Consider the following 20,239-nt stretch of genomic DNA (forward strand, 5'->3'; position numbering starts at 1 on the left):
CTGCAAAACACGAGTTTTCCTCGAATTATTATAGGCAAAACATAGAATTGCCAATATAATAATTTTATGTTGTAAAAAAACGCCATTATTCATTTTTTAAAACATTGATATTTAAAAATATAAAACTGCAATTTAACAAATAAATCAAATATTCTTCAGCATCTGCAATTTCTTGCCAAATCCGACACGGTTGACATGCATTTTTCCTTGCTGAGACGACATAATGTTTGCCTCGACAAGTCAAAAGTGCATTTATAACAATATTGCGCTAAGTAGTCTTCCACCTCCCACCGACGTGGTTCCGCCTACCGTACACGCCTCCGCTGGCCCTCTACCCGATGGCCTGAGCGGTGCTCGTGTACTGCTTGTCGTTATTAAAACTACTACGGAGTAATTGTTACAATGGCATTTAAAGAAAAAATCGGCGTACGCAGCGTACGCCTGGCCCTGACCGTCCTGGCAGGTAGCGTCTTGTTCTCCGGCCAATCCATGGCGGACGAAGCAATTCAAAAAGTTGAAATTACCGGTTCGAGCATCAAGCGTATCGCTGTCGAAGGCGCCCTGCCTGTGCAGCGCCTGTCGCAAGAAGCGATCGCCAAATCGGGCGCCACCTCGGTAGCGGACCTGATCCAGGCCCTGCCAGCCATGCAAGGCTTCACCATCGGCGCAGTCGCCGCCGGTTCCGACTCGGGCGGCAATACCAGTGCATCGCTGCACGGTATCGGCGAAACCTACACCCTGGTGCTGCTGAACGGCCGCCGCATCGCGCCACAAGGTTCCGGCACCACGGTCAACCTGAATGCCATTCCAATGAGCGCCGTCGAGCGCGTCGAAATCCTGACCGACGGCGCTTCGGCCCTGTACGGCTCGGACGCCATCGCCGGCGTACTGAACTTCATCCTGAAGAAAAACGTCCAAGGCGCCACCCTGGAAGCCACCTACGGCGGTCCGGAAGACAAGGGCGGCAACGCCTGGAATACCAGCGTCACCTACGGTTTCGGCGACCTGGACGAAGACCGCTTCAACGTGCTGCTGTCGTACCGCCACGACGAGCAGTCGAAACTGCGCGCCACCGACCGCAAGTTTGCCGCCAGCTCCTTCGTGCCATTCAGCCGCAACGGCAATAACTATGTCTGGGACCGCACCAGCACCTCGGCTTCGCCAGCAGGCGCCACCGTTGCCTACAATAGCGGTGCCCCATCGACCGCGTTTTCGCCTTACCTGGCGATGAACGGCAAGTGCCCTGAAGACTCCTACAAGACAACCAGCAATGCACGCGCTTGCGGCTTCGACACAGGTTCCACCGTGGAAGTCGTGCCGCAATCGAAACGCGACAGCCTGTTCTCCAAAGCAACGTACAAGCTGAACGACAACCTGAACGCATTCGCCGAACTGGCCTACTCGCGCTACGATCTGACGGCGCGTATCGCCGCCAATCCGATCCCCATCTCGATCGCGCAAACGGTGAAAGATCCTGTCACCGGTGTTGACAAGCTGGTGTTCAGCAATCCATCCGCCTACGCTAACTACGTACAGCCCTACCTGACGCCAGCGCAACGTGCCGACGTCAAATCCGTCACGGCCAACTACCGCAGCACCGACTTCGGTTTGCGCGCAAGCCAGACCGTTACCCAAACCAAACACATGGTGGTTGGCGTGGAAGGCGAACTGGGCGCATGGAACTTCGAAAGCGGCCTGACCTGGTCGCAAAACTCGATCGACGAACGCTACACGGGCGGTTACCAGAAGAATCAGGCATTCAAGGATATCCTGGCCAATCCGGATTTCAATCCGTTCGCCGTGACGCAAAAGCCATCCGTGCAAGCGCAGATCGCTGGCGCGCAGTTCGTCGGTTCGGTGCGTACCGCATCGACCACGATGCGCGGCATCGACACGCACGGTTCGCGTGAGCTGTTCAGCCTGCCCGGCGGCAAGGCCAGTCTGGGTATCGGCGGCGACTACCGCACCTATATCTATGAGCAATCGCCAGGCAGCAATGCCACCGGCAACGACATCTACAGCTTCAACACCAAGGCCGCCTACGACATGAGCCGCGACACCTACGGCGCGTTCGTCGAGTTGCTGGCACCGCTGACCAAGTCGTTCGAAATGACCGTTGGCGGCCGTCACGATACCGTCAAGGCCATCGATGACAAGCTGAACAACAAAACCGTCGGCAAAAAAGACAGCGCCAATACCTACAAGGTATCGGCACGCTGGCAGCCGGTACAGACCGTGCTGATCCGCGGTTCCTACGGCACGGGCTTCAAGGCGCCAAGCATGCTGGAGATCGCTCAGCCGCTGGTCAACGCCAGCTTTACCGCCAAGAAATTTGACTGCCCATACCCAGGTACGCCACTGTGCCGCGCGGAAGCAACGCAATACAACGCCGTCTCGCAAGGCAACCCGGATCTGCAATCGGAAAAATCGAAGCAGTTCACCCTGGGCTTCCGTGTCGAGCCTAGCTCGGCCTTCTCGTTCGGCGCCGATCTGTGGGATGTGAAACTGCGCAATGCCGTATCGGAAATCACCGAAGAGCAGGCATTTGCCGATCCGGTCAAGTACGCAACAAGCTTCACGACCTACCAGGAGCCATCGACCGGCGATACCTACTACGCGTTCAAGAAACTGTCGGTCAACATCGGCAAGAAGGAATACCGTGGTATCGACTGGGATCTGTCGGCCAACCACAAGTTTGACTTCGGCAAGCTGACCGCCCAATTGAGCGGTACGCACATGTTGCACGCCAACTACACCAAGGCAGGCAGCGACAACGTGTTCACCAGCAACATGAACTTCTTCGGCGACACCAACGAAGTCACGTTCCGCAACCTGATGAAGCTGACGACGACGTTGGATACTGGCCGCCTGAGCAACACGGTCACGGTCAACTACCGTAACGGCTACACCGATGCAGCCGCGACCGTATACAACCTGGCAAGCAAAAAAGAAGAGAAAAACTTCCGCCTGCAAGTACCGTCGTACACGACGTTCGACTGGCAAGCACGTTTCGCCTTTGACAAGCAAACCACGATCCGCGCAGGTATCAAAAACCTGTTCGACCGTGCACCGCCGCTGTCGCTGCGCGCCTCGTCGGGCCACCAGGTTGGCTTCGACCCACGCTACGCCGATCCAATGATGCGTTCGTTCTACATCACCGGCAACTACAAGTTCTAATTTGACGTTGTGAATTAGCTTGTCCGAAAGCGCCTTGCACTTCACCGTGCAAGGCGCTTTTTTTATGCATCCGCATATTGCCCAGGCGAAAAAAAAGGAGCCGCAGCTCCTTTTCCGTACCAGCATGCCTGCTGTTATGCCGTCGCTTCGCCGCCCAATGCCTCGACCACGTCGGCCATCAGCTTGGAGAGCTCGCCCGTCATCAGCATCACGTCGCCGTCGAAACGTTCTTCGTCGTTCTTCGTGCTCGATTCCGTTTCCTTGATCACGTCGAGCGGCTTGACGCTCTTGATGGCCAGCGACTCCGTCAGCACGAACGAGATCTTGTCGTTCCACGTCATGGCCAGGCGCGTGCACTGCTTGCCGGCCGCGATGTGGCGGCGCACGTCGTCCGCTTCCAGCGTGTGGCGCACGTAGCGCACGGTGGCCTTGCTCTCGCCCGTGGCGCGCAATTCCGTATCCATGTCGACCGTGAAGCCGGCCGGCGCGTCGTCCGCCTGCAGCCACTCCGTCATCACCGCCACGGGCGAGCGCTGCACGCGCAGGCTTTCCAGCGGCAGCTTGTCGACGGCTTTCAACAGCAGCTTGATGACTTCATCGGCTTTCGCCGGGCTGGCGGCATCGACCACCAGCCAGCCATTGACGGGATCGATCCACGTCCAGACATTGCTGCGGATGCTGAAGGCGCGCGGCAGCAGTTCGTCGGACACGCGTTCCTTCAATTCCTTCATGGCTTTCTTGCCAGGCGCAAAGCCTTGCGCTTCTTCCATCTCGGCGGCGCGGGCCTTGGCGACCTGGTTGATGACGGTCGCTGGCAGCAATTTCTTTTCCGTGCCCAGCAGAATCAGCATCTGTTTGTTGACCACGTGGACCAGGCCGCCGTTCGGGCGCGGCGTATCCCAGCCCTGGCGCATCAGATCCATGCTGGTCGCCGGCGTAAATTTGTTCGAGGACAAGGCCTCTTCCAGTTGTTCTGGCGTGTAAGCCCACGGTGCGGGCAGGCGGTAAATCTGAAGATTCTTGAACCACATAGTTTTTGTCTTCCGTTTGTTTCAGTAGTGCCAGGGGAACGCCATTCTACACTTTCGACGTGAAAATGCCGTCAAAAGCGCCGTCTGGCGCGGTATGTATCTTGTAGGAAACGCCGCTACAGGGCGGGAAACAGCTCCGCCTGTGCTGGCGCCTGCCGCGTCACGACGGCCGGATCGGACAAGGTCGAGATGCGCACGCCCAGCAGGCGGATTTTCTTGTCAAATGGCACGCGCCGCAAACAGTCGCGGCTGGCGCGCAGGATGGCGGCGGCGTCCGCCGTGGCACTGGGCAGGGTGATGTCGCGCGTCACCGTGCTGAAATCCTCGAAGCGCAGCTTGATGCCCACCGTGCGCCCCGCCAGCGACTGCTTGTCGAGGTCGCCCGCCACGCGCGTGCACAGGCTTTCCAGCTTTTCCGACAGGGTGGCGCGGTCGCGCACCACCTGCAAGTCGCGCTCGAACGTCGTTTCGCGGCTGACGGACTTGGTTTCCCGGCTCGTCTGCACGGGCCGCTCGTCGATGCCCAGCGCCGCCTGGCGCAGCCAGCCCGTGTACAGGTCGCCGAACTGCGTGCGCAGCATGGCCATGTCGGCTTGCGCCAGCTCGCCGATGGTGATAATGCCCAGCGCTTCCAGCTTGGCCGTGGCTTTCGGGCCGATGCCATTGATCTTTTTCGCCGGCAAGGGCCAGACCCGCGTTTCCACATCTTCGGGCGACAAAATGGTGAGCCCGTCGGGTTTTTCCAAGTCGGAACAGATTTTTGCCAGCAATTTGTTCGGCGCCAGGCCGATCGAGCACGACAGGCCCGTCGCCTCGAACACGGCCGCCTTCAGGCGCGCCGCCATGGCCGGCGCCTGCTCGCCATGTTCGGTCAGGTCGACATAGATTTCATCGATGCCCACGTTCTGGATGATGGGGCACAACTGGGCCACGGCTTGCTTGAAGCGGGCCGAATAGTCGCGGTAAGCCTCGAAATCGGCGGGCAGCAGGATGCTGTCGGGCGCCAGTTTCGCCGCCTTCATGATGCCCATGGCGGAAAACACGCCAAACTTGCGCGCCGCATACGTCGACGTGGTCACGACGCCGCGCCCCACATAGTCGCGCATGCGTGCAAACTGCCGCGTGCCATCTTCCTGCAGCACCGGTTGCTGTAAGCGCCCGCCGCCGATGACGACGGCTTCGCCACGCAATTGCGGATATTTCAACAATTCCACGGAGGCAAAGAAGGCGTCCATGTCCAGGTGGGCGATCCAGCGGCGCGCGGCGGGCGGCTCGGGAAGTGGGGAGGCAGATGTGGTCAAGGACACCTCGCGGCGAGATACTGTAATTATATACAGTATCGCTGGAAATGCCCATGGATGCAAGTTGAAACGCATGCGCTCCGCAGTTGCTTTTCTCAATAGCAAGATTACAATCCTGACACGACTATAAAAAGGAGTTGCCTTGTCTACAGCCCATCAAGCTTTGCGCCGCCTGGCCGTCTGCTCATCCATCCTGCTGTCCATGCTGGCGCCATCCGCGCTGGCCGCCGATGCCGCCGCCACCGCGCCGGTCGCCGCCAAGACGGCCTGGCAGGAAACGCGCCACGGCACCGTCGTCACGGACGACTACCGCTGGCTGCAAAAGAAGACCGATCCTGCCGTGATCGACTACCTGAATGCGGAAAACGCCTACACGGCAGCCGTCACGGCCCCGATACAGCCGCTGGCCGACAAGGTGTATGCGGAAATCAAGGGACGCATGCAGGAAGTGGACCTGTCCGTGCCTGCGCGCCAGGGCAACTTTTACTATTACACGCGCGTGGAAGCGGGCAAGCAATATCCAATTCACTGCCGCCGCCCCGTCGGCGCCAGCGGCGCCTACGATGCGCAGGCGTTTGAAGAAATCCTGCTGGACCAGAATCAATTGGCCGAAGGCCACAAATTCTTTGCCGTGCGCGCGTTTGCCATCAGCCCGAATGAACAATTGCTGGCCTACACCACCGACACGACGGGTTTCCGCCAGTACGAGCTGCATGTCAAGGATTTGAAGACAGGCAAGTTGCTCACAGACAGCATGCCACGCGTGACGTCCCTGGCCTGGGCGGCGGACAATGCCACCCTGATGCTGGCGCAGGAAGACGCCACCACCAAGCGCTCGGACCGCGTGTTCCGCCTGGCCCTGGGCGGCGCGCCGCAACAGGTCTACCACGAGCCGGTGGAACAGTTCGCCATCCACGTGGACCGCACGCACGACAGGCAGTTCTTCGTGCTCACCTCGGGCAGCACGGATACGACCGAAGTGCTGCTGTTGCCAACGAGCAAGCCGCAAGGCAGTTTCCAGAGCGTGCTGAAACGCGAAAAAGGCCACCGCTACGGCATCGAGCACCGCGACGGCCAACTGTACATTCTCACCAATAAGGATGCGAAGAATTTCCGCGTCGTCAGCGCGCCCCTGTCTGCGCCGCAGCCGAAGAACTGGAAGAGCGTCGTGCCGCACAACAAGGATGCCGTGATCCAGTCCATCGACGTCTTCCAGGGCTACCTGGTGGTGATGGAAAAGGCGCGCGCCCTGAACCGCGCGCGCATCTTTGATTTTGCGCAAAAAAACTGGAAGACGGTGCAGTTCGACGACCCCGTCTACCTGGCCACGGCCGTCGGTACGCCGGAGTTTTCGGCCACGCAATTTCGCATGTCGTACCAGTCGCCTGTCACGCCGCCCACCATCATCGATGTCAGCATGAAGGATGGCCAGCGCACGGTACTGAAGCAGCAGGAAATCGTCGGCGGCTTTGACGGCAACCGCTACACCACGCAGCGCCTGTGGGTGACAGCGCGCGATGGCGTGCAAGTGCCGCTGTGGGTCGTCTACAAGAAGGGCGTCAAGCTCGACGGTTCTGCGCCGCTGCTGCTGTACTCGTATGGTTCGTATGGCATCTCGACGGAAGCCACTTTTTCCATCAGCCGCATCAGCCTGCTGGAGCGCGGCGTCATCTATGCGCAAGCGCATATCCGCGGCGGCACCGACATGGGCGAAGCGTGGCATGAAGACGGCATGCTGATGAAGAAGAAAAACACCTTCCATGACTTCATCGACAGCGCCGACTACCTGGTGCGCGAAAAATGGACCAGCCCGAACCGCCTGATCATCCAGGGCGGCAGCGCAGGCGGCTTGCTGATGGGCGCCGTCGTCAACATGCGCCCCGAGCTGTTCCACGCCGTGCACGCGGCCGTCCCGTTTGTCGACGTGATGAACACCATGATGGATGCCAGCCTGCCCCTGACGACGGGCGAGTACCTGGAATGGGGCGACCCGAACCAGAAGGCTGCCTACGACTACATGCTCAGCTACTCGCCTTACGACAACATTGCACGCAAGAATTATCCCGCCATGCTGGTGACGACGGGCCTGAACGACAGCCAGGTCATGTACTGGGAACCGGCGAAATATGTTGCCAAGTTGCGCGCGTACAAGACGGACAGCAATCCATTGCTGCTGAAAACGAATATGGGCGCCGGCCACGGCGGCGCTTCGGGCCGCTACAACGCCATCCAGGAAAACGCCTTCAATATGGCGTGGATGCTGTCCCAGTGGGATATCACGGAATAATGTGAAAAAAGCGCTTGCAGAAGGATTTTAGCCATCCTATAATAGCGCCTCTTCCAGACGTGGTGACAAACGTCGGGATGGTTTTCTGAGACAAGCAACGGGTGCTTAGCTCAGTTGGTAGAGCGGCGCCCTTACAAGGCGTAGGTCGGGAGTTCGAGCCTCTCAGCACCCACCAAATCAGAAAACTGTCCAGTGCTTCATGGATCAGCAACACAGATCATACGAGCTTGGAGTGGTAGTTCAGTTGGTTAGAATACCGGCCTGTCACGTCGGGGGTCGCGGGTTCGAGTCCCGTCCGCTCCGCCAATAAAAGAAAAGCCCTTTGGTTCCTGGAACCGAAGGGCTTTTCCCATTTCAGCAGCAGAAATCACGCCAATACTCCCTTCCTTGAACATTTTTGCGCTTTTCAGCAAAAAAACTGCCATTCCCCCTCAAGAATAGTTGCACAAGGGCGAAAGCGCCCCCTATAATAGTGCCTCTTCCAGACGTGGTGACAAACGTCGGGATAGTTTTCTGGGTATGCGGGTGCTTAGCTCAGTTGGTAGAGCGGCGCCCTTACAAGGCGTAGGTCGGGAGTTCGAGCCTCTCAGCACCCACCACCAATACAGAAAATTATCCAGTGCTTCATGGATCAGCAACACAGATCATACGAGCTTGGAGTGGTAGTTCAGTTGGTTAGAATACCGGCCTGTCACGTCGGGGGTCGCGGGTTCGAGTCCCGTCCGCTCCGCCAATAAAAGAAAAGCCCTTTGGTTCCTGGAACCGAAGGGCTTTTCCCATTCTGGAACAGCAAATGCACTAGAATCAGCGCTACCCTGACTCCGCCCCTGCTCGCATGCGCTTGCCCCGTAGTACTCCTCCCTATATCGCCCTGCGGCTGCGCCTGGCCCATCATGCTTTGCTGCAATTTGCCGCCAGCCTGGCCAGTTCCATGGAAATTCTCGTGTTCCTGGCCGGCCCCGTCCTGCTGGGCTTGCTCAGCGTCATCGCCCTGCCCGGCTTTCTCGCCGCGAACCAGCCCTGGCCCGCCGCACTGGGCATCATCGTCACGCAGACCGTGCTCACCTGCCTGCCCGCCTGGCTGCTGCGCAAGCGATTGTTGCCGGCGCATACCGCCGCCTGGCTGCGCCAGCTGCCCTTGCCGCCGCGCCTGCGCTGGCAAGCCGATATCGCCGTGGCCGGCATGCTGATGCTGCCGCTGGGCCTTGCCTATGCCGTCTCTGCCGGCATCTGGCTGCTGCAGTCGCCGCCCTGGCTGCACCCGGTTGCCGCGCCCGGCATGGCAGCCACCCTCGCCGCCTGGCTGCTGGCCTGGCTGCTGACGACGCTCATCGTGGCGCAGCGCCTGCGCGCGCCGCGGCCCGCACAAAAGGCGCGCCCGCCCACGATGACGGCATACGTGCCGCAACGTCCACGCTGGTCTACCCTGTTCCTGTGGCGCCAGCTGTTCTGGCTGCCGTTCTGGCGCAACGAGAATGTGATCGGCCTGCAGCAAAGCGTGCTGCTGGCCACGGCGGGCGCCAGCATGCTGGCATGGCTGCTGCGCGCGCCCCTGCTGCCCGCGCCGCTGCTCGGTTTGCTGGCCAGCGCCAGCCTGATCATCGTGACGGACCGGGGCGACAAGGCCGTGCGCGAGCAGATCGCCGTGCTGCGCCCCGTGCTGAACGCCTGGCCCCTGGCCAGCACGGCCCTGACGCGCCTGGCTTGCGCGGCCAGCCTGCTGCCCGCCTTTGCCGTGCTGCTGGCGGGCGCTGTCTTGCTGTACGCCACCGATCCCGATGCCTTGCAGCAGCGCGTGACCAGGGTGTACGCCCTCACGGCCGGCGCGGCCCTGCTGGCCATCGTCGGCCTGCCCCGCCTGACGGCGCGCGGCCGCGTCGCCCTCGTCGTTTTCTCCATCCTTGCCTTGAGCGCCATCGGAAGCGAATTATGGAATTGAACCTGCCTTCTCCCGTGCTGCACATCGAGCACCTCGATTTTCACTTCCCCACGCACAGCGTGTTCCAGGGGTTCAACCAGCAATTCGGCCCCGGCGTCACCTGGCTGCGCGGCGCGAACGGGGCCGGCAAGACAACCCTGCTGAAGCTGGCGGGCGGAGCCCTGCTGCCCGCGCGCGGCGCCATCCGCCTGAACGATATCGACAGCGGTTTCATGCCGCTGGCCTACCGCGCCCAGGCCTTCTATTGCGGCGGCGATGCACCCGCCCTGCCCTGGCTGCAGGTGCACGAGTTTCTCGACCTGCACCTGGCCCTGTACCCGGGCAGCGACCAGGCCCTGCTGAACGACGAGCTGAGCGCGTTTTCCCTGCTCCAGACCTTGCAGCAAAGCATCACCGCCCTGTCCCTGGGCCAGCATAAAAAACTGCAGCTGGCCTTGGCCCTGGCCTTGCCCGTGCGCCTGCTGCTAATCGATGAGCCGTTCAATGGCCTCGACGCGGCCGCCATGGCGCACCTGCGCGCGCGCCTGGCCGAGCCATCGCGCCTGGCGCGCCAGTGCATCGTGCTGACCAGCCACCTGGCGCCGGACGTGCCGCTGGCGGCCACCGTGGAAATATAGACAGGAAATACAGCTTTGCAGATCGGCAAGAACCGCTTAGGATGCCGTGTTGCAAAAACCGGCGATCCCGGTGCAGCCACGACGACAAAACAACGGCGCGCTGACGCGGCGCGCCTGGCTTATTCTTGGAGATTAATATGTTGAACACCCACCGCAGCGCCCTGGCGATTTTGTGCGCCGCCTTCGCCACCTGTGCCGCCTCGGCCCTCGCCGCCGGCCCCACGGGCACGGCCGCCGACTATGGCACGCCCGCGCACCACGCCGCCGCCCAGCGCAGCATCGAGCTGCAGGCCGATACCCGCCACATCAACGTCACGCGCGGCGAAACCGTCACCATCGCGCGCGCCGGCCAGCGTTTTACGTGGCACGTGCAAACTTTTAACCATCAAACGACATTCGCCCTGAGCGACATCGCGCCGAAGGACATGGCCGTCGACGGCATTCAAGTGTACGTCGCCGCCAATCCCCTGTACGCGGGCAGCTGATTTGCTCCACGCATAAAAAAACCGGAACCACCTTGCGGCGTTCCGGTTTTTTTACGGCGGGACAGCTTACGCCGTCAGCGCTTCCTTCGCTGCCGCTTCATCGACCACTTCCTCGTCATCCGAGCGGATCAGGTGGTCAAAGGCGGACAAAGCTGCCTTGGCGCCTTCGCCGGTGGCGATGATGATCTGCTTGTACGGCACCGTGGTGACGTCGCCGGCCGCAAACACGCCGGGGATCGAGGTCTGGCCGCGGGCATCGACTTCGATTTCGCCGTGGCGCGACAGCGCGACCGTGCCCTTGAGCCACTCCGTATTCGGCACCAGGCCGATCTGCACGAAGACGCCTTCCAGCTCGACCTTGTTCGACTCGCCGCTGATGCGGTCCGTGTAGCTGAGGCCATTGACGATCTTGCCGTCGCCGTGGATTTCGGTGGTCTGCGCCGACGTAATCACGGTCACGTTAGGCAGGCTGTGCAGCTTGCGCTGCAGCACCGCATCGGCGCGCAATTCCGCGCCGAACTCGATCAGGGTCACGTGTTTCACGAGGCCGGCCAGGTCGATCGCCGCTTCCACGCCAGAGTTGCCGCCGCCGATCACGGCCACGCGCTTGCCCTTGAACAAAGGACCATCGCAGTGCGGGCAGTAGGCGACACCATGGTTGCGGTATTCCTTCTCGCCCGGCACGTTGATTTCGCGCCAGCGGGCACCGGTGGCCAGGATGACGGTCTTAGCTTTCAGCACGGCGCCATTCGCCGTTTCAATCTCGATCAGCTTGCCTGGCGTTAATTTCGCGGCGCGCTGCGTGTTCATGATATCGACGTCGTATTCCTTGACGTGCTGTTCCAGCGCCACGGCGAACTTCGGACCATCGGTTTCCTTGACGGAAATAAAATTCTCGATCGCCAGGGTATCGAGCACCTGGCCGCCGAAACGCTCGGCCAGCACGCCCGTGTTGATGCCCTTGCGGGCCGCGTAGATGGCCGCTGCCGCGCCGGCTGGGCCGCCGCCGACGATCAGCACGTCAAACACATCTTTCTTGTTCAACGCTTCCGCCTGGCGGGCGCCGGCGTTGGTGTCGAGCTTGGCGAGGATTTCCTCGACATTCGTGCGTCCCTGGCCGAAGTGCTGGCCGTTGAGGAACATCATCGGCACGGCCATGATCTGGCGCGCTTCCACTTCTTGCGGGAACACGCCGCCATCGATGGTGGTGACCTTGATGCGCGGATTGATCACGGCCATGGCATTCAAGGCCTGCACCACTTCGGGGCAGTTATGGCAGGAGAGCGAAATAAACGTTTCAAACTCGTAATCGCCGTCGAGATTGCGGATCTGCTCGATCACGGCGTCGTCGAACTTGATGGTGTGGCCACCCACTTGCAGCAGCGCCAGCACCAGCGAGGTAAATTCGTGGCCCAGCGGCACACCGGCGAAACGCACGCCGATGTCGGAGCCGGTACGGTTGATGCTGAACGACGGAACCCGTACGCCAGCGTCAAGGCGCTCGACCAGCGTGATCTTGTCGCTCAACAGGACTATTTCCTGGAGCAATTCTTTCATCTCGCGGGCTTTTGCGCTGTCATCGAGAGAAGCGACCAGCTCAAGCGGATACACCACTTTTTCCAGGTAGGATTTCAGTTGGGTTTTGAGGGTTGCATCTAACATGATTTTTTCTTCCTTTACAAATATTTAGGCGAATGCCGGGCCGGACGCCCGGTCCGGCATCGCGGTAACTACTTGTTTGCTACGTCGTGCATCGAGACTTAGATCTTGCCGACCAGGTCCAGCGATGGGGTCAGGGTTGCTGCGCCTTCCGTCCATTTGGCTGGGCACACTTCGCCTGGGTGAGCGGCAACGTATTGAGCTGCCTTAACTTTGCGCAACAGTTCCGATGCGTCACGGCCGATGCCGTTGTCATGCACTTCCAGCACTTTGATGAAGCCGTCCGGATTGATGACGAAGGTACCGCGCAGTGCCATGCCTTCTTCTTCGATCATGACTTCGAAATTGCGCGACAGGGCGCCGGTTGGGTCGCCGATCAGTGCGTATTGCACTTTCTTGATCGCGTCCGAGGTGTCGTGCCAGGCTTTGTGCGCGAAGTGCGAATCGGTCGAGATGCCGTAGACATCGACGCCCAGCTTCTGGAATTCAGCGTGGTGATCGGCCAGATCTTCCAGTTCGGTTGGGCAAACGAAGGTGAAGTCGGCTGGGTAGAAGACGAATACCGACCACTTGCCTTTCAACGACGCTTCCGTCAGGTCGACGAATTTGCCATTGTGGTATGCGGTTGCCTTGAATGGTTTAACTTGGGTATTGATCAGCGACATTTCATTTCCTCTCGTGTGGTGAATCAGTAAGACTCTAGTGTAAGGGGTTTTAACCCATATGCAAAATTGATTGTCACAATAGTTTCAATTGGTTTTAGCTATCATGACGTTATGGGAACTCCATGATAGGCAGTTCCCACAGGATTGGATAGCGGTGACAGTGGATACCCCTGCCGCCGCCAGGTGTTTCCTTCTTAGTTCTTTAACTCTTCCGGTACCTTGCCGCCGTTTTCCGCCAGCTTGATCATCACCTGGCGGTGCAGCCAGATATTCATGCTGGCCGAATCGTTGGTGTCGCCCGTGAAGTGCAGTTCTTGCGCCAGTTCCTTGCGCGCGGCCAAGCTGCTGTCGAGTTGAAGCAGTTTCATCAGGTCAACGATGGACGTGCGCCAATTGAGTGTTTCCGCATTCTTGCTGGCCAGGTCGACCAGCACCACTTCCACGTCCACCACCGGCGCGGCAGCGGCGGGGGCGGCTGCCGGTGCGGCTGCTGCTGGCGCGTCGGTAGCGGCAGCCGGCGTGGCTGCCGGGGCAGCGTCGGACGAATGGTGGAAGATTTTATTGTAGATATTGCTGAAAATGCCCATGAGGTCACCTCGAGTTGAGTGAATGGAAGAAGGTTTGCCTGCGTAAGGTCCAGGACCCATGACAGCAAAGCCGGACGCAGGCGCCAGCCCGTCGAGTATAAGCCCGTTCAGGCCGGGAGCCCTGTCCCGCAGGCTCGCGTAACATCTGGTAGCGCGGCGTGCCTGTTTCAAGGGTGCAAAGGCCGCTGGGCGTGCAGCAGCGCATCGAACGCTGCGATGGCCAGCGGCGGCGCAAACAGATCGCCTTGCGCAAAATCGCAGCCGATCTCCAGCAGCCGCGCGCGCTGCTCCGGCGTCTCCACCCCTTCGGCGATGACTTGCAAACCCAGCTTGTGGGCCATGGTGACGATGGCTTCGCACAGCGCCAGTTCGCTGGCCCCGGGCGCCAGCTTGCGCACCAGCACGCCATCGAGCTTCAGGTAATCGATGCCGCACTGCTGCAATTGCGTCAGCGAGGCATGGCCGCTGCCGAAGTCGTCGAGGGCGATCTGCAAGCCCGCCTCGCGCAAGTGCTGCAGGCGTGGCGCCATGCTATTGCCACTAGGTAAAAGTACATCTTCGCGCATGTCGAGCACGATGGCCGAAGGCGGCACCTCGAGCGCCAGCAGCTGGCGCAGCCAGGTGCCGGGCGCCTCGACTTCACGCTGCAATTCCAGCGACGACTGGTTCAGGCACAGCTGCAGCCCCGGCAAGCCGATGGCCTGGCCCTGCGCGCGCCAGTGCAGCAGCTGCGCGGCCGCCGTGCGCAGCACCCAGTCGCCGATCTCCACGATCAAGCCGCTGCTCTCGGCCAGCGCCAGGAAATCGGGCGGGCACACGACGCCCCGCTGCGGATGGTGCCAGCGCAGCAAGGCTTCCGCTTTGACAAGTTTGCCGCTATGCAGCTCGACGATGGGCTGGTAATGCAGCTGCATCTGCTGTTCGCGCAGGGCCGTGCGCAAGTCCGCCCCCATGCGCATGCGGTTGACGGCCGCCACCTGCATGGCGGCCGTGAAATAACTGTAGCGGTTGCGCCCCGCGCCTTTCGAGACATACATGGCCTGGTCCGCATGCTTGAGCAAGTCCTCGATGTTGCCCGCGTCATCGGGATACAGGGTGATGCCGATCGAGGCCGACACGAAGGCCTGCTCCTGCCCCAGCAGGAATGGCGACAGCAAGCCGTCGAGGATTTGCCGCGCGATGCGGTCGACTTGCTGCAAATCATCGAGGTCCGACAGGATCACCGTGAATTCATCGCCGCCCAGGCGCGCCACCGTATCCGTCTCGCGCACGCCCACGCGGATACGCCGCGCCGCCTCGATCAGTAAGATATCGCCCTGGTGGTGGCCGAGGGTATCGTTGACTTCCTTGAAGTGGTCGAGGTCGATGAACAGGATGGCCACGCGGCTCGCGTCGCGCCGGGCCTGGGCCAGCGCCAGGCGCAGGCGCTCGTGGAACATGCGGCGGTTCGGCAATTGCGTCAAGGTATCGAAATTGGCTTGCTGCCAGATCAGCGCTTCCGTTTGCCGCTTGTCCGTCACGTCTTCCAGCATGCACAGGTGGTGCGGGCCGCCATGGCGCGCCGTGGCGATGGCCGTCACCGAGGCGTCGACCCACACCACGCCGCCATCGGGACGCACGATGCGCTTGGCGTGGCGAAAGCCCTGCATGCGCCGCGCCAGCAGCTGCGCCACGTGGGCCTGCTCGCCCGCCACGTCGTCGGGATGGCTGATCTCCATCCAGCTCGTCTGCTTCATGTTCTCCAGCGTACGGCCGGCGATGGCCAGATAGCGCGGATTGATATCCAGGAACTGTCCGCTCACGGTATCGATCAGAGCGATGCCCATGGGCGCCTGCTCGAACATGGTGCGAAAGCGCAACTCGCCCTGGCGGATGGTATCTTCCGTGCGGCGCCGCTCGCGCGCCAGGTTGCTGAAGTGAAAGGCCGCCGACACGGCCAGCAGGCTGCCCGCCACGCCCAGCGACAGGTACAGCCAGCCCAGGTCCGCGCCTGGCACGGGGCGATACAAAAAACCCTGGTAGGCGCGGCTGTCCGTGGCATTGGGCGGCAGCACGCCCATGGCCGCATACGTGTCGGCGATTTGCTGCCAGCGCTGGGGATTCATGTAGCCCGGCTCCACCAGCGTGGGCTGCAGCAGCAGCTCCATCTGCTGCGCCTCGTACAGCAGGTGTGCGCGGTCGTGGCGCTGGCTGTATTTGACATGGATCAGTTGCGCCATTTCCTCGCGGTGCGCCATCGCGTATTGCCAGCCGCGCAGGCTGGCCGCGCGGAACGCTTGCACGCGCTCGGGATGGCGGCGCAGTTCCTGCTCGCTGGTAAACAGGTTGTCGCCATAGAAATCGATGCCGGCCGTGCGCGGCGTAAACTGGTAATAGGGAAAACCCGCCCGGTCCAGATAGTCCGGTTCGTTGGTGGAATACGCGGCAATCGCATCGACCTTGCCCTCGATCAAATCCTCGACCCGGTAGCTGGGCGGCAAGTGGCGCATCTGCTGCGGCGCGACGCCCATTTTCTGCAGGAATAGCGACACTTCGTCGGATGCGGACGCCACGTCGGTGGGCGCGCCTATCATCACGGGGGCGCCCGCCAGCCGGCGCACGTCGGGCGCGCCGCCATGCTGGCGCATCAGCAGCACGCCGGGCGAATGCTGGAACACCACGGCCAGCACCACCACGGGCTTGCCGGCCAGGCGACTGAGCAGCAAGGTGCTGTTGCCCACGCCATATTCGGCCTGCCCCGCCAGCACGGCCGCCTCGGCACGCGGCACGCCGCTGCCTTCGAGCAGTGTCACGTCGAGGCCAGCCTCGCGGTAATAGCCTTGCTCGATGGCCGCGTAATAGCCGGCAAACTGGAACTGGTGCGTGAAATTGAGCTGCAGGGAGACAGGTTCCAGCGCCCGGGCTTGTGTGGCCAGGCACAGCAGCAGGAAGAACAGGCCGCACCAGCCGCGCGCCAGCCTGCCGGCGGGCGGCAAGACAAAGCGGAAAGCGTCGGGGGCTTTCATCGGCATGGCGGAACACCACAGGAAGCTGCCGAGCTGGCAGGGGTAAGGCTATTGTAGCCGCCCCTTTTGCCAAAGGATAATTATTTCAGAGAGGACAATAATGTTGATGTTTTTGGCAAACAATCTGACGATTGTTTGCGCTAGAACACGACGCCAGCCACCAAAATGATGTTGGCATACGGACTGCACTCGCCCGTACGCACGATGGCGCGCGCGCCCTTGCTCAATTGCTTGAACTCCTCGTGCGTCACCTGGCGCGCATCGGGCAAGGCCAGGGCCGCCACCTGCGCCGCCATGGCCGGATTATGCTGCGGCAATTCGCTGGCGAGCAAATGGTATTCCACCTGCATTTCGCTGAGCACGGTATTGACGGTATCGATGAAGCCGGGAATGCCGCGCGTCAGGGCCAGGTCGATCAGGGGCACGCCCGGCTGCGACGGCAAGCCCGCGTCGCCGATGACGAGCATGTCGCCATGACCCAGCGACGCGATCAATTGCGACAGCGCAATATTAAGCAGCGGTGATTTTTTCATGGTCTCAGAACAGCTCATGCAAGTGGGGAATCGAGGTTTGCGCGCCGGGCTTGGTGACGCTCCAGGCAGCCGCGCGCTGGCCTTGTTGAATCGCTTCCGCTTCGTCCATGCCGGACGCCAGGCCCGCCACAAAACCGCCGATAAACGTGTCGCCGGCAGCCGTCGTGTCGACGGCTTGCACCACTTCGGCCGGGAACGTGAAGTCGCCGCCGTACAGGGCCGCGTGCACGCCCTTGGAACCCAGGGTGATGATGACGTTGTCGCTGCCCAGCTTTTGCAGCGCGGCGGCCAGCGCCTGGGCATCCGCGCCTTCCGGGCTGACGCCGGCCAGCATGGCCGCTTCGATTTCATTCGGAATCAGGTAATCGACCAGTTCCAGCACGCCTTCCGGCAGGCTGGCGGCCGGGGCCGGGTTCAGCACCACGGTCTTGCCCAGCGAGCGGGCCAGTTTAATCGCGTGCACGACGGTGGCCATCGGCGTTTCCAGCTGTAGCACGACGATGTCCGCCTGCTCGATCAGCTCTTTGGCCGCGTCGATATGCGCGGGGCTGAGCAGATCGTTGGCGCCGCCGGCAATCACGATGCTGTTCTGGCCGTTGTCGTCGACGAGGATGGAAGCAATGCCGGACGCCACGCCCGGCAAGGTGCTGATATGGCTGTCGATGATGCCGTCGCCCACGAGGGCCGCGCGCAGGGTCGCGCCGAAGGCGTCGTCGCCCACGCAGCCGACCATGGCCACTTGCTGGGCGCCCGCCACCTTGCCGCTCAGGCGCGCGCAGGCCACGGCCTGGTTGGCGCCCTTGCCGCCAGGAATAGTTCTAAACGCGCCGCCCGTCAGGGTTTCGCCGGGGAGGGGCATGCGCGGCACGCGCAAGACCAGGTCCATATTGATGCTGCCGATAACCACGATCATGATGTCATTCCCATCAGTTCAGTTGCAGGTGAAGAAGTAGGTACAGCAGAAGGTACGGTGGCGGCCACGCTGGAGCCGCGCACGTGCAGTTCAGGGGCGATGCTGCGCTGCTGGCGCGGCAAGGCGGGGTCGGCGATGCGCGCCAGCAGGCACGCCGCCGTGATGTGGCCCAGCTCGCGCGTGTTCTGCGCCACGCTGGTCAAGGCCGGATGCACGAAGCTGGCCAGGTCGATATCGTCGAAGCCGACGACGGCCAGTTCGCCGGGCACGGCAATGCCTAGCTCGGCGGCGGCGCGCAAGGCGCCAAAGGCCATCAAATCATTGCAGCAGAATAAGGCGTCGGGACGCTCGCCCTGGGGCAGCGCCAGCAAGTCCAGTGCGGCCGCATAGCCGCCCGCGCTCGTGAAATCGCCATGTACGCACAGGGCGTCGGCCAGGACCACGCCCGCCTCCGCCATGGCGCTGCGCGCGCCGGCGATGCGCTCGTTGGAAATGCTCACTTCGCGGGGACCGGCGATGCAGGCGAGGCGCCGGCGTCCCAGTCCCAGCAAGTGGCGCGCGGCCAAGGCGCCGCCGGCGCGGTTATCGACGGCCACGGCATCGATGGCCAGGTCGCTGGGCGCGCGGTCGAGCAGCACGGCCGGCACCTTCATCTTGCGCAGCAATTCGCCATCGCTGTCGGCCAGCGCGGACAAAATCAGGCCGTCGCAGCGCTTGGTCAAGAGCACGTTCAGGTAGTCGCGCTGCTTGACGGGGTCGTCATCGGAATTGCACAAAATCACGCTGTAGCCGGCCGCGTAGCAGCTGTCCTCGATGCCGCGCGCCACCTCCGAGAAATACGGATTCGTATTGTTCGGAATGATCAGGCCGATGGTGCCCGTGCTGCGGCTGCGCAAGGAGCGCGCCAGCGCGCTGGGCACGTAATGCAGTGCCGCCGCCGCCGCCAGCACGGCGCGGCGCGCCTCGTCGCTGACGGGGCGGGTATTGTTGAGGACGTGCGAGACGGTGGTAAACGATACCCCCGCCGCCTGCGCCACTTGCTTGATGGTTGCCATGGGCCGGTATTATGAACGCTCGCCGCGGCGGCGGTAGGTGTCGAGCACGACGGCCGCGACGATCACCAGGCCCGTGACGATGCGTTTCACGGGTTCCGACACGCCCACCTGCGCCAGGCCCGCTTCCAGCACGGAAATGATCAACACGCCGATGAAGGTGCTGATGACGGAACCGCGTCCGCCCATCAGGCTCGTGCCACCGATCACGACGGCGGCGATCACCTGCAATTCCATGCCCACGCCGCCGTTCGGATCGGCCGCTTCCAGGCGCGACACCTGGAACAGCGCGCCCACGCCGGCCAGAAAGCCCATCAAGGCAAACACCAGCACTTTCGACGGTTTTGTGTTGATGCCGGACAGCCGCACGGCTTCTTCATTCGTGCCGATGCCGATCCAGTGGCGTCCCAGCACCGTGCGCGTGAGCACCAGGTGGCCGATGACGACGATGGCGATCGAGGCGATGAAGGCGGGCGACAGGCCAAACGCGATGGGCGAGCTGATGCCGTCGACGGCGCTGCCGATGTATTCCGTGCGCGAATTGGTCACTTGATACGCGAGTCCCCGCGCCATTTCCAGCACGCCCAGGGACACGATGAACGAGGGGATGCGCCAGCCGACGGAAATGAGGCCCGTCGTGGCGCCGCACAGGGCGGCGACGAACATGCCCAGCAAAGCCGCGCTCCATACGGGCCAGCCCCAGTGCACGACGGCCAGCGACAGCACGGAAGCGGCCAGCGCCATCACGGAACCGACGGACAGATCGATGCCGCCGATGATCAGCACAAACGTCATGCCGACGGCCATCACGACCAGGGTCGGGATGTTATTCGACAGGGTACTCAAGGTCGCCAGGGTAAAGAAGTTTTCGCTGGCAAACGAGAACAGCACGCACATGGCGAGCAAAGCGCCGATCAGGCCCGCATAGTTTTTCAGGTCGGCCAGGCTGCGCTGCAGATACGAAGGAGAGGAGTTGGTGGTCATGGGA

Annotated in this window: 15 protein-coding genes and 4 tRNA genes; 9 read left to right on the forward strand and 10 right to left on the reverse strand. The window is 61.8% G+C overall.

Translation table 11 applies throughout. The features are described 5' to 3' along the window. Window positions 1–402: 402 nt before the first annotated feature. Complete coding sequence (locus ACQ4WQ_RS26600; RefSeq protein ID WP_436501183.1) at window positions 403–3,177, forward strand: TonB-dependent receptor; 2,775 nt, start codon at window positions 403–405, stop codon at window positions 3,175–3,177. A gap of 134 nt (window positions 3,178–3,311) precedes the next feature. On the opposite strand, the gene ACQ4WQ_RS26605 is transcribed toward ACQ4WQ_RS26600, so the two are convergent. After that, on the reverse strand, window positions 3,312–4,208 hold the full coding sequence (locus ACQ4WQ_RS26605; RefSeq protein ID WP_436501185.1) for a recombination-associated protein RdgC: 897 nt from the start codon (window positions 4,206–4,208) through the stop codon (window positions 3,312–3,314). A 116-nt stretch (window positions 4,209–4,324) separates the two neighbouring features. Then, window positions 4,325–5,509 carry a DNA polymerase IV gene (dinB, locus tag ACQ4WQ_RS26610; protein WP_436501187.1) on the reverse strand — a complete coding sequence of 395 codons (1,185 nt, stop codon included), beginning with the start codon at window positions 5,507–5,509 and terminating at the stop codon, window positions 4,325–4,327. A 142-nt stretch (window positions 5,510–5,651) separates the two neighbouring features. Here dinB and ACQ4WQ_RS26615 point away from each other — a divergent pair, with 142 nt between their 5' ends. The 8 genes from ACQ4WQ_RS26615 to ACQ4WQ_RS26650 all read left to right on the forward strand — a co-directional run bounded on the left by ACQ4WQ_RS26615 (window position 5,652) and on the right by ACQ4WQ_RS26650 (window position 10,837). Continuing rightward, entirely contained in the window at window positions 5,652–7,796 is a 2,145-nt protein-coding gene (locus ACQ4WQ_RS26615) for a S9 family peptidase (protein ID WP_436501189.1), read from the forward strand. Window positions 7,797–7,895: 99 nt separating this feature from the next. Next, window positions 7,896–7,971 (forward strand) — tRNA-Val (locus ACQ4WQ_RS26620). Between the two features lie 54 nt (window positions 7,972–8,025). After that, a tRNA-Asp gene (locus ACQ4WQ_RS26625) sits at window positions 8,026–8,102 on the forward strand. 217 nt (window positions 8,103–8,319) lie between these two features. After that, a tRNA-Val gene (locus tag ACQ4WQ_RS26630) sits at window positions 8,320–8,395 on the forward strand. A gap of 57 nt (window positions 8,396–8,452) precedes the next feature. Next, window positions 8,453–8,529: transfer RNA gene (locus ACQ4WQ_RS26635), tRNA-Asp, on the forward strand. A gap of 108 nt (window positions 8,530–8,637) precedes the next feature. After that, window positions 8,638–9,735: a hypothetical protein gene (locus ACQ4WQ_RS26640; protein ID WP_436501191.1), complete on the forward strand. Its 1,098-nt coding sequence runs from the start codon at window positions 8,638–8,640 to the stop codon at window positions 9,733–9,735. Beyond that, window positions 9,726–10,352 (forward strand): ABC transporter ATP-binding protein, encoded by a 627-nt coding sequence (locus ACQ4WQ_RS26645; RefSeq protein WP_436501193.1) that lies wholly within the window; start codon window positions 9,726–9,728, stop codon window positions 10,350–10,352. The genes ACQ4WQ_RS26640 and ACQ4WQ_RS26645 overlap by 10 nt, the downstream gene beginning before the upstream one ends. A gap of 137 nt (window positions 10,353–10,489) precedes the next feature. Next, a complete protein-coding gene (locus ACQ4WQ_RS26650) occupies window positions 10,490–10,837 on the forward strand; it encodes a CzcE family metal-binding protein (RefSeq protein ID WP_436501195.1) in 348 nt (115 codons plus the stop codon). A 66-nt stretch (window positions 10,838–10,903) separates the two neighbouring features. Here ACQ4WQ_RS26650 and ahpF read toward each other — a convergent pair whose 3' ends face one another. The 8 genes from ahpF to ACQ4WQ_RS26690 all read right to left on the reverse strand — a co-directional run bounded on the left by ahpF (window position 10,904) and on the right by ACQ4WQ_RS26690 (window position 20,235). Next, entirely contained in the window at window positions 10,904–12,499 is a 1,596-nt protein-coding gene (gene ahpF, locus ACQ4WQ_RS26655; RefSeq protein WP_436501197.1) for an alkyl hydroperoxide reductase subunit F, read from the reverse strand. Window positions 12,500–12,597: 98 nt separating this feature from the next. Further along, window positions 12,598–13,161, reverse strand: coding sequence for an alkyl hydroperoxide reductase subunit C (ahpC, locus tag ACQ4WQ_RS26660; RefSeq protein WP_092717461.1), 564 nt, complete (start codon window positions 13,159–13,161; stop codon window positions 12,598–12,600). Between the two features lie 194 nt (window positions 13,162–13,355). Further along, entirely contained in the window at window positions 13,356–13,748 is a 393-nt protein-coding gene (locus tag ACQ4WQ_RS26665) for a DUF3597 domain-containing protein (RefSeq protein WP_326457588.1), read from the reverse strand. Window positions 13,749–13,915: 167 nt separating this feature from the next. Further along, window positions 13,916–16,759 carry an EAL domain-containing protein gene (locus ACQ4WQ_RS26670; RefSeq protein WP_436501199.1) on the reverse strand — a complete coding sequence of 948 codons (2,844 nt, stop codon included), beginning with the start codon at window positions 16,757–16,759 and terminating at the stop codon, window positions 13,916–13,918. Between the two features lie 134 nt (window positions 16,760–16,893). After that, window positions 16,894–17,286 (reverse strand): D-ribose pyranase, encoded by a 393-nt coding sequence (rbsD, locus tag ACQ4WQ_RS26675; protein WP_035823039.1) that lies wholly within the window; start codon window positions 17,284–17,286, stop codon window positions 16,894–16,896. 4 nt (window positions 17,287–17,290) lie between these two features. After that, the gene (gene rbsK / locus ACQ4WQ_RS26680) at window positions 17,291–18,199 is read right to left on the reverse strand and encodes a ribokinase (protein ID WP_326457586.1); all 909 of its coding nucleotides are present in this window, start codon (window positions 18,197–18,199) and stop codon (window positions 17,291–17,293) included. Next, entirely contained in the window at window positions 18,196–19,254 is a 1,059-nt protein-coding gene (locus tag ACQ4WQ_RS26685; RefSeq protein WP_436501202.1) for a LacI family DNA-binding transcriptional regulator, read from the reverse strand. Before ACQ4WQ_RS26685 ends, rbsK begins: the two co-directional genes overlap by 4 nt. Window positions 19,255–19,263: 9 nt before the next feature. Next, window positions 19,264–20,235 (reverse strand): ABC transporter permease, encoded by a 972-nt coding sequence (locus tag ACQ4WQ_RS26690; protein ID WP_436501204.1) that lies wholly within the window; start codon window positions 20,233–20,235, stop codon window positions 19,264–19,266. Window positions 20,236–20,239: the final 4 nt, after the last annotated feature.

The sequence above is a fragment of the Janthinobacterium goodfellowi genome, assembly GCF_051380695.1.
Taxonomy (GTDB): domain Bacteria; phylum Pseudomonadota; class Gammaproteobacteria; order Burkholderiales; family Burkholderiaceae_D; genus Janthinobacterium.

What these genes read in the sequence shown, in the direction of transcription:
- ACQ4WQ_RS26600 (WP_436501183.1), top strand. Translation starts at nt 403, where the DNA reads ATGGCATTTAAAGAAAAAATCGGCGTACGCAGCGTACGCCTGGCCCTG.
- ACQ4WQ_RS26605 (WP_436501185.1), bottom strand. Translation starts at nt 4,208, where the DNA reads ATGTGGTTCAAGAATCTTCAGATTTACCGCCTGCCCGCACCGTGGGCT.
- ACQ4WQ_RS26645 (WP_436501193.1), top strand. Translation starts at nt 9,726, where the DNA reads ATGGAATTGAACCTGCCTTCTCCCGTGCTGCACATCGAGCACCTCGAT.
- ACQ4WQ_RS26650 (WP_436501195.1), top strand. Translation starts at nt 10,490, where the DNA reads ATGTTGAACACCCACCGCAGCGCCCTGGCGATTTTGTGCGCCGCCTTC.
- ahpF (WP_436501197.1), bottom strand. Translation starts at nt 12,499, where the DNA reads ATGTTAGATGCAACCCTCAAAACCCAACTGAAATCCTACCTGGAAAAA.
- ahpC (WP_092717461.1), bottom strand. Translation starts at nt 13,161, where the DNA reads ATGTCGCTGATCAATACCCAAGTTAAACCATTCAAGGCAACCGCATAC.
- ACQ4WQ_RS26665 (WP_326457588.1), bottom strand. Translation starts at nt 13,748, where the DNA reads ATGGGCATTTTCAGCAATATCTACAATAAAATCTTCCACCATTCGTCC.
- ACQ4WQ_RS26670 (WP_436501199.1), bottom strand. Translation starts at nt 16,759, where the DNA reads ATGCCGATGAAAGCCCCCGACGCTTTCCGCTTTGTCTTGCCGCCCGCC.
- rbsD (WP_035823039.1), bottom strand. Translation starts at nt 17,286, where the DNA reads ATGAAAAAATCACCGCTGCTTAATATTGCGCTGTCGCAATTGATCGCG.
- rbsK (WP_326457586.1), bottom strand. Translation starts at nt 18,199, where the DNA reads ATGATCGTGGTTATCGGCAGCATCAATATGGACCTGGTCTTGCGCGTG.
- ACQ4WQ_RS26685 (WP_436501202.1), bottom strand. Translation starts at nt 19,254, where the DNA reads ATGGCAACCATCAAGCAAGTGGCGCAGGCGGCGGGGGTATCGTTTACC.
- ACQ4WQ_RS26690 (WP_436501204.1), bottom strand. Translation starts at nt 20,235, where the DNA reads ATGACCACCAACTCCTCTCCTTCGTATCTGCAGCGCAGCCTGGCCGAC.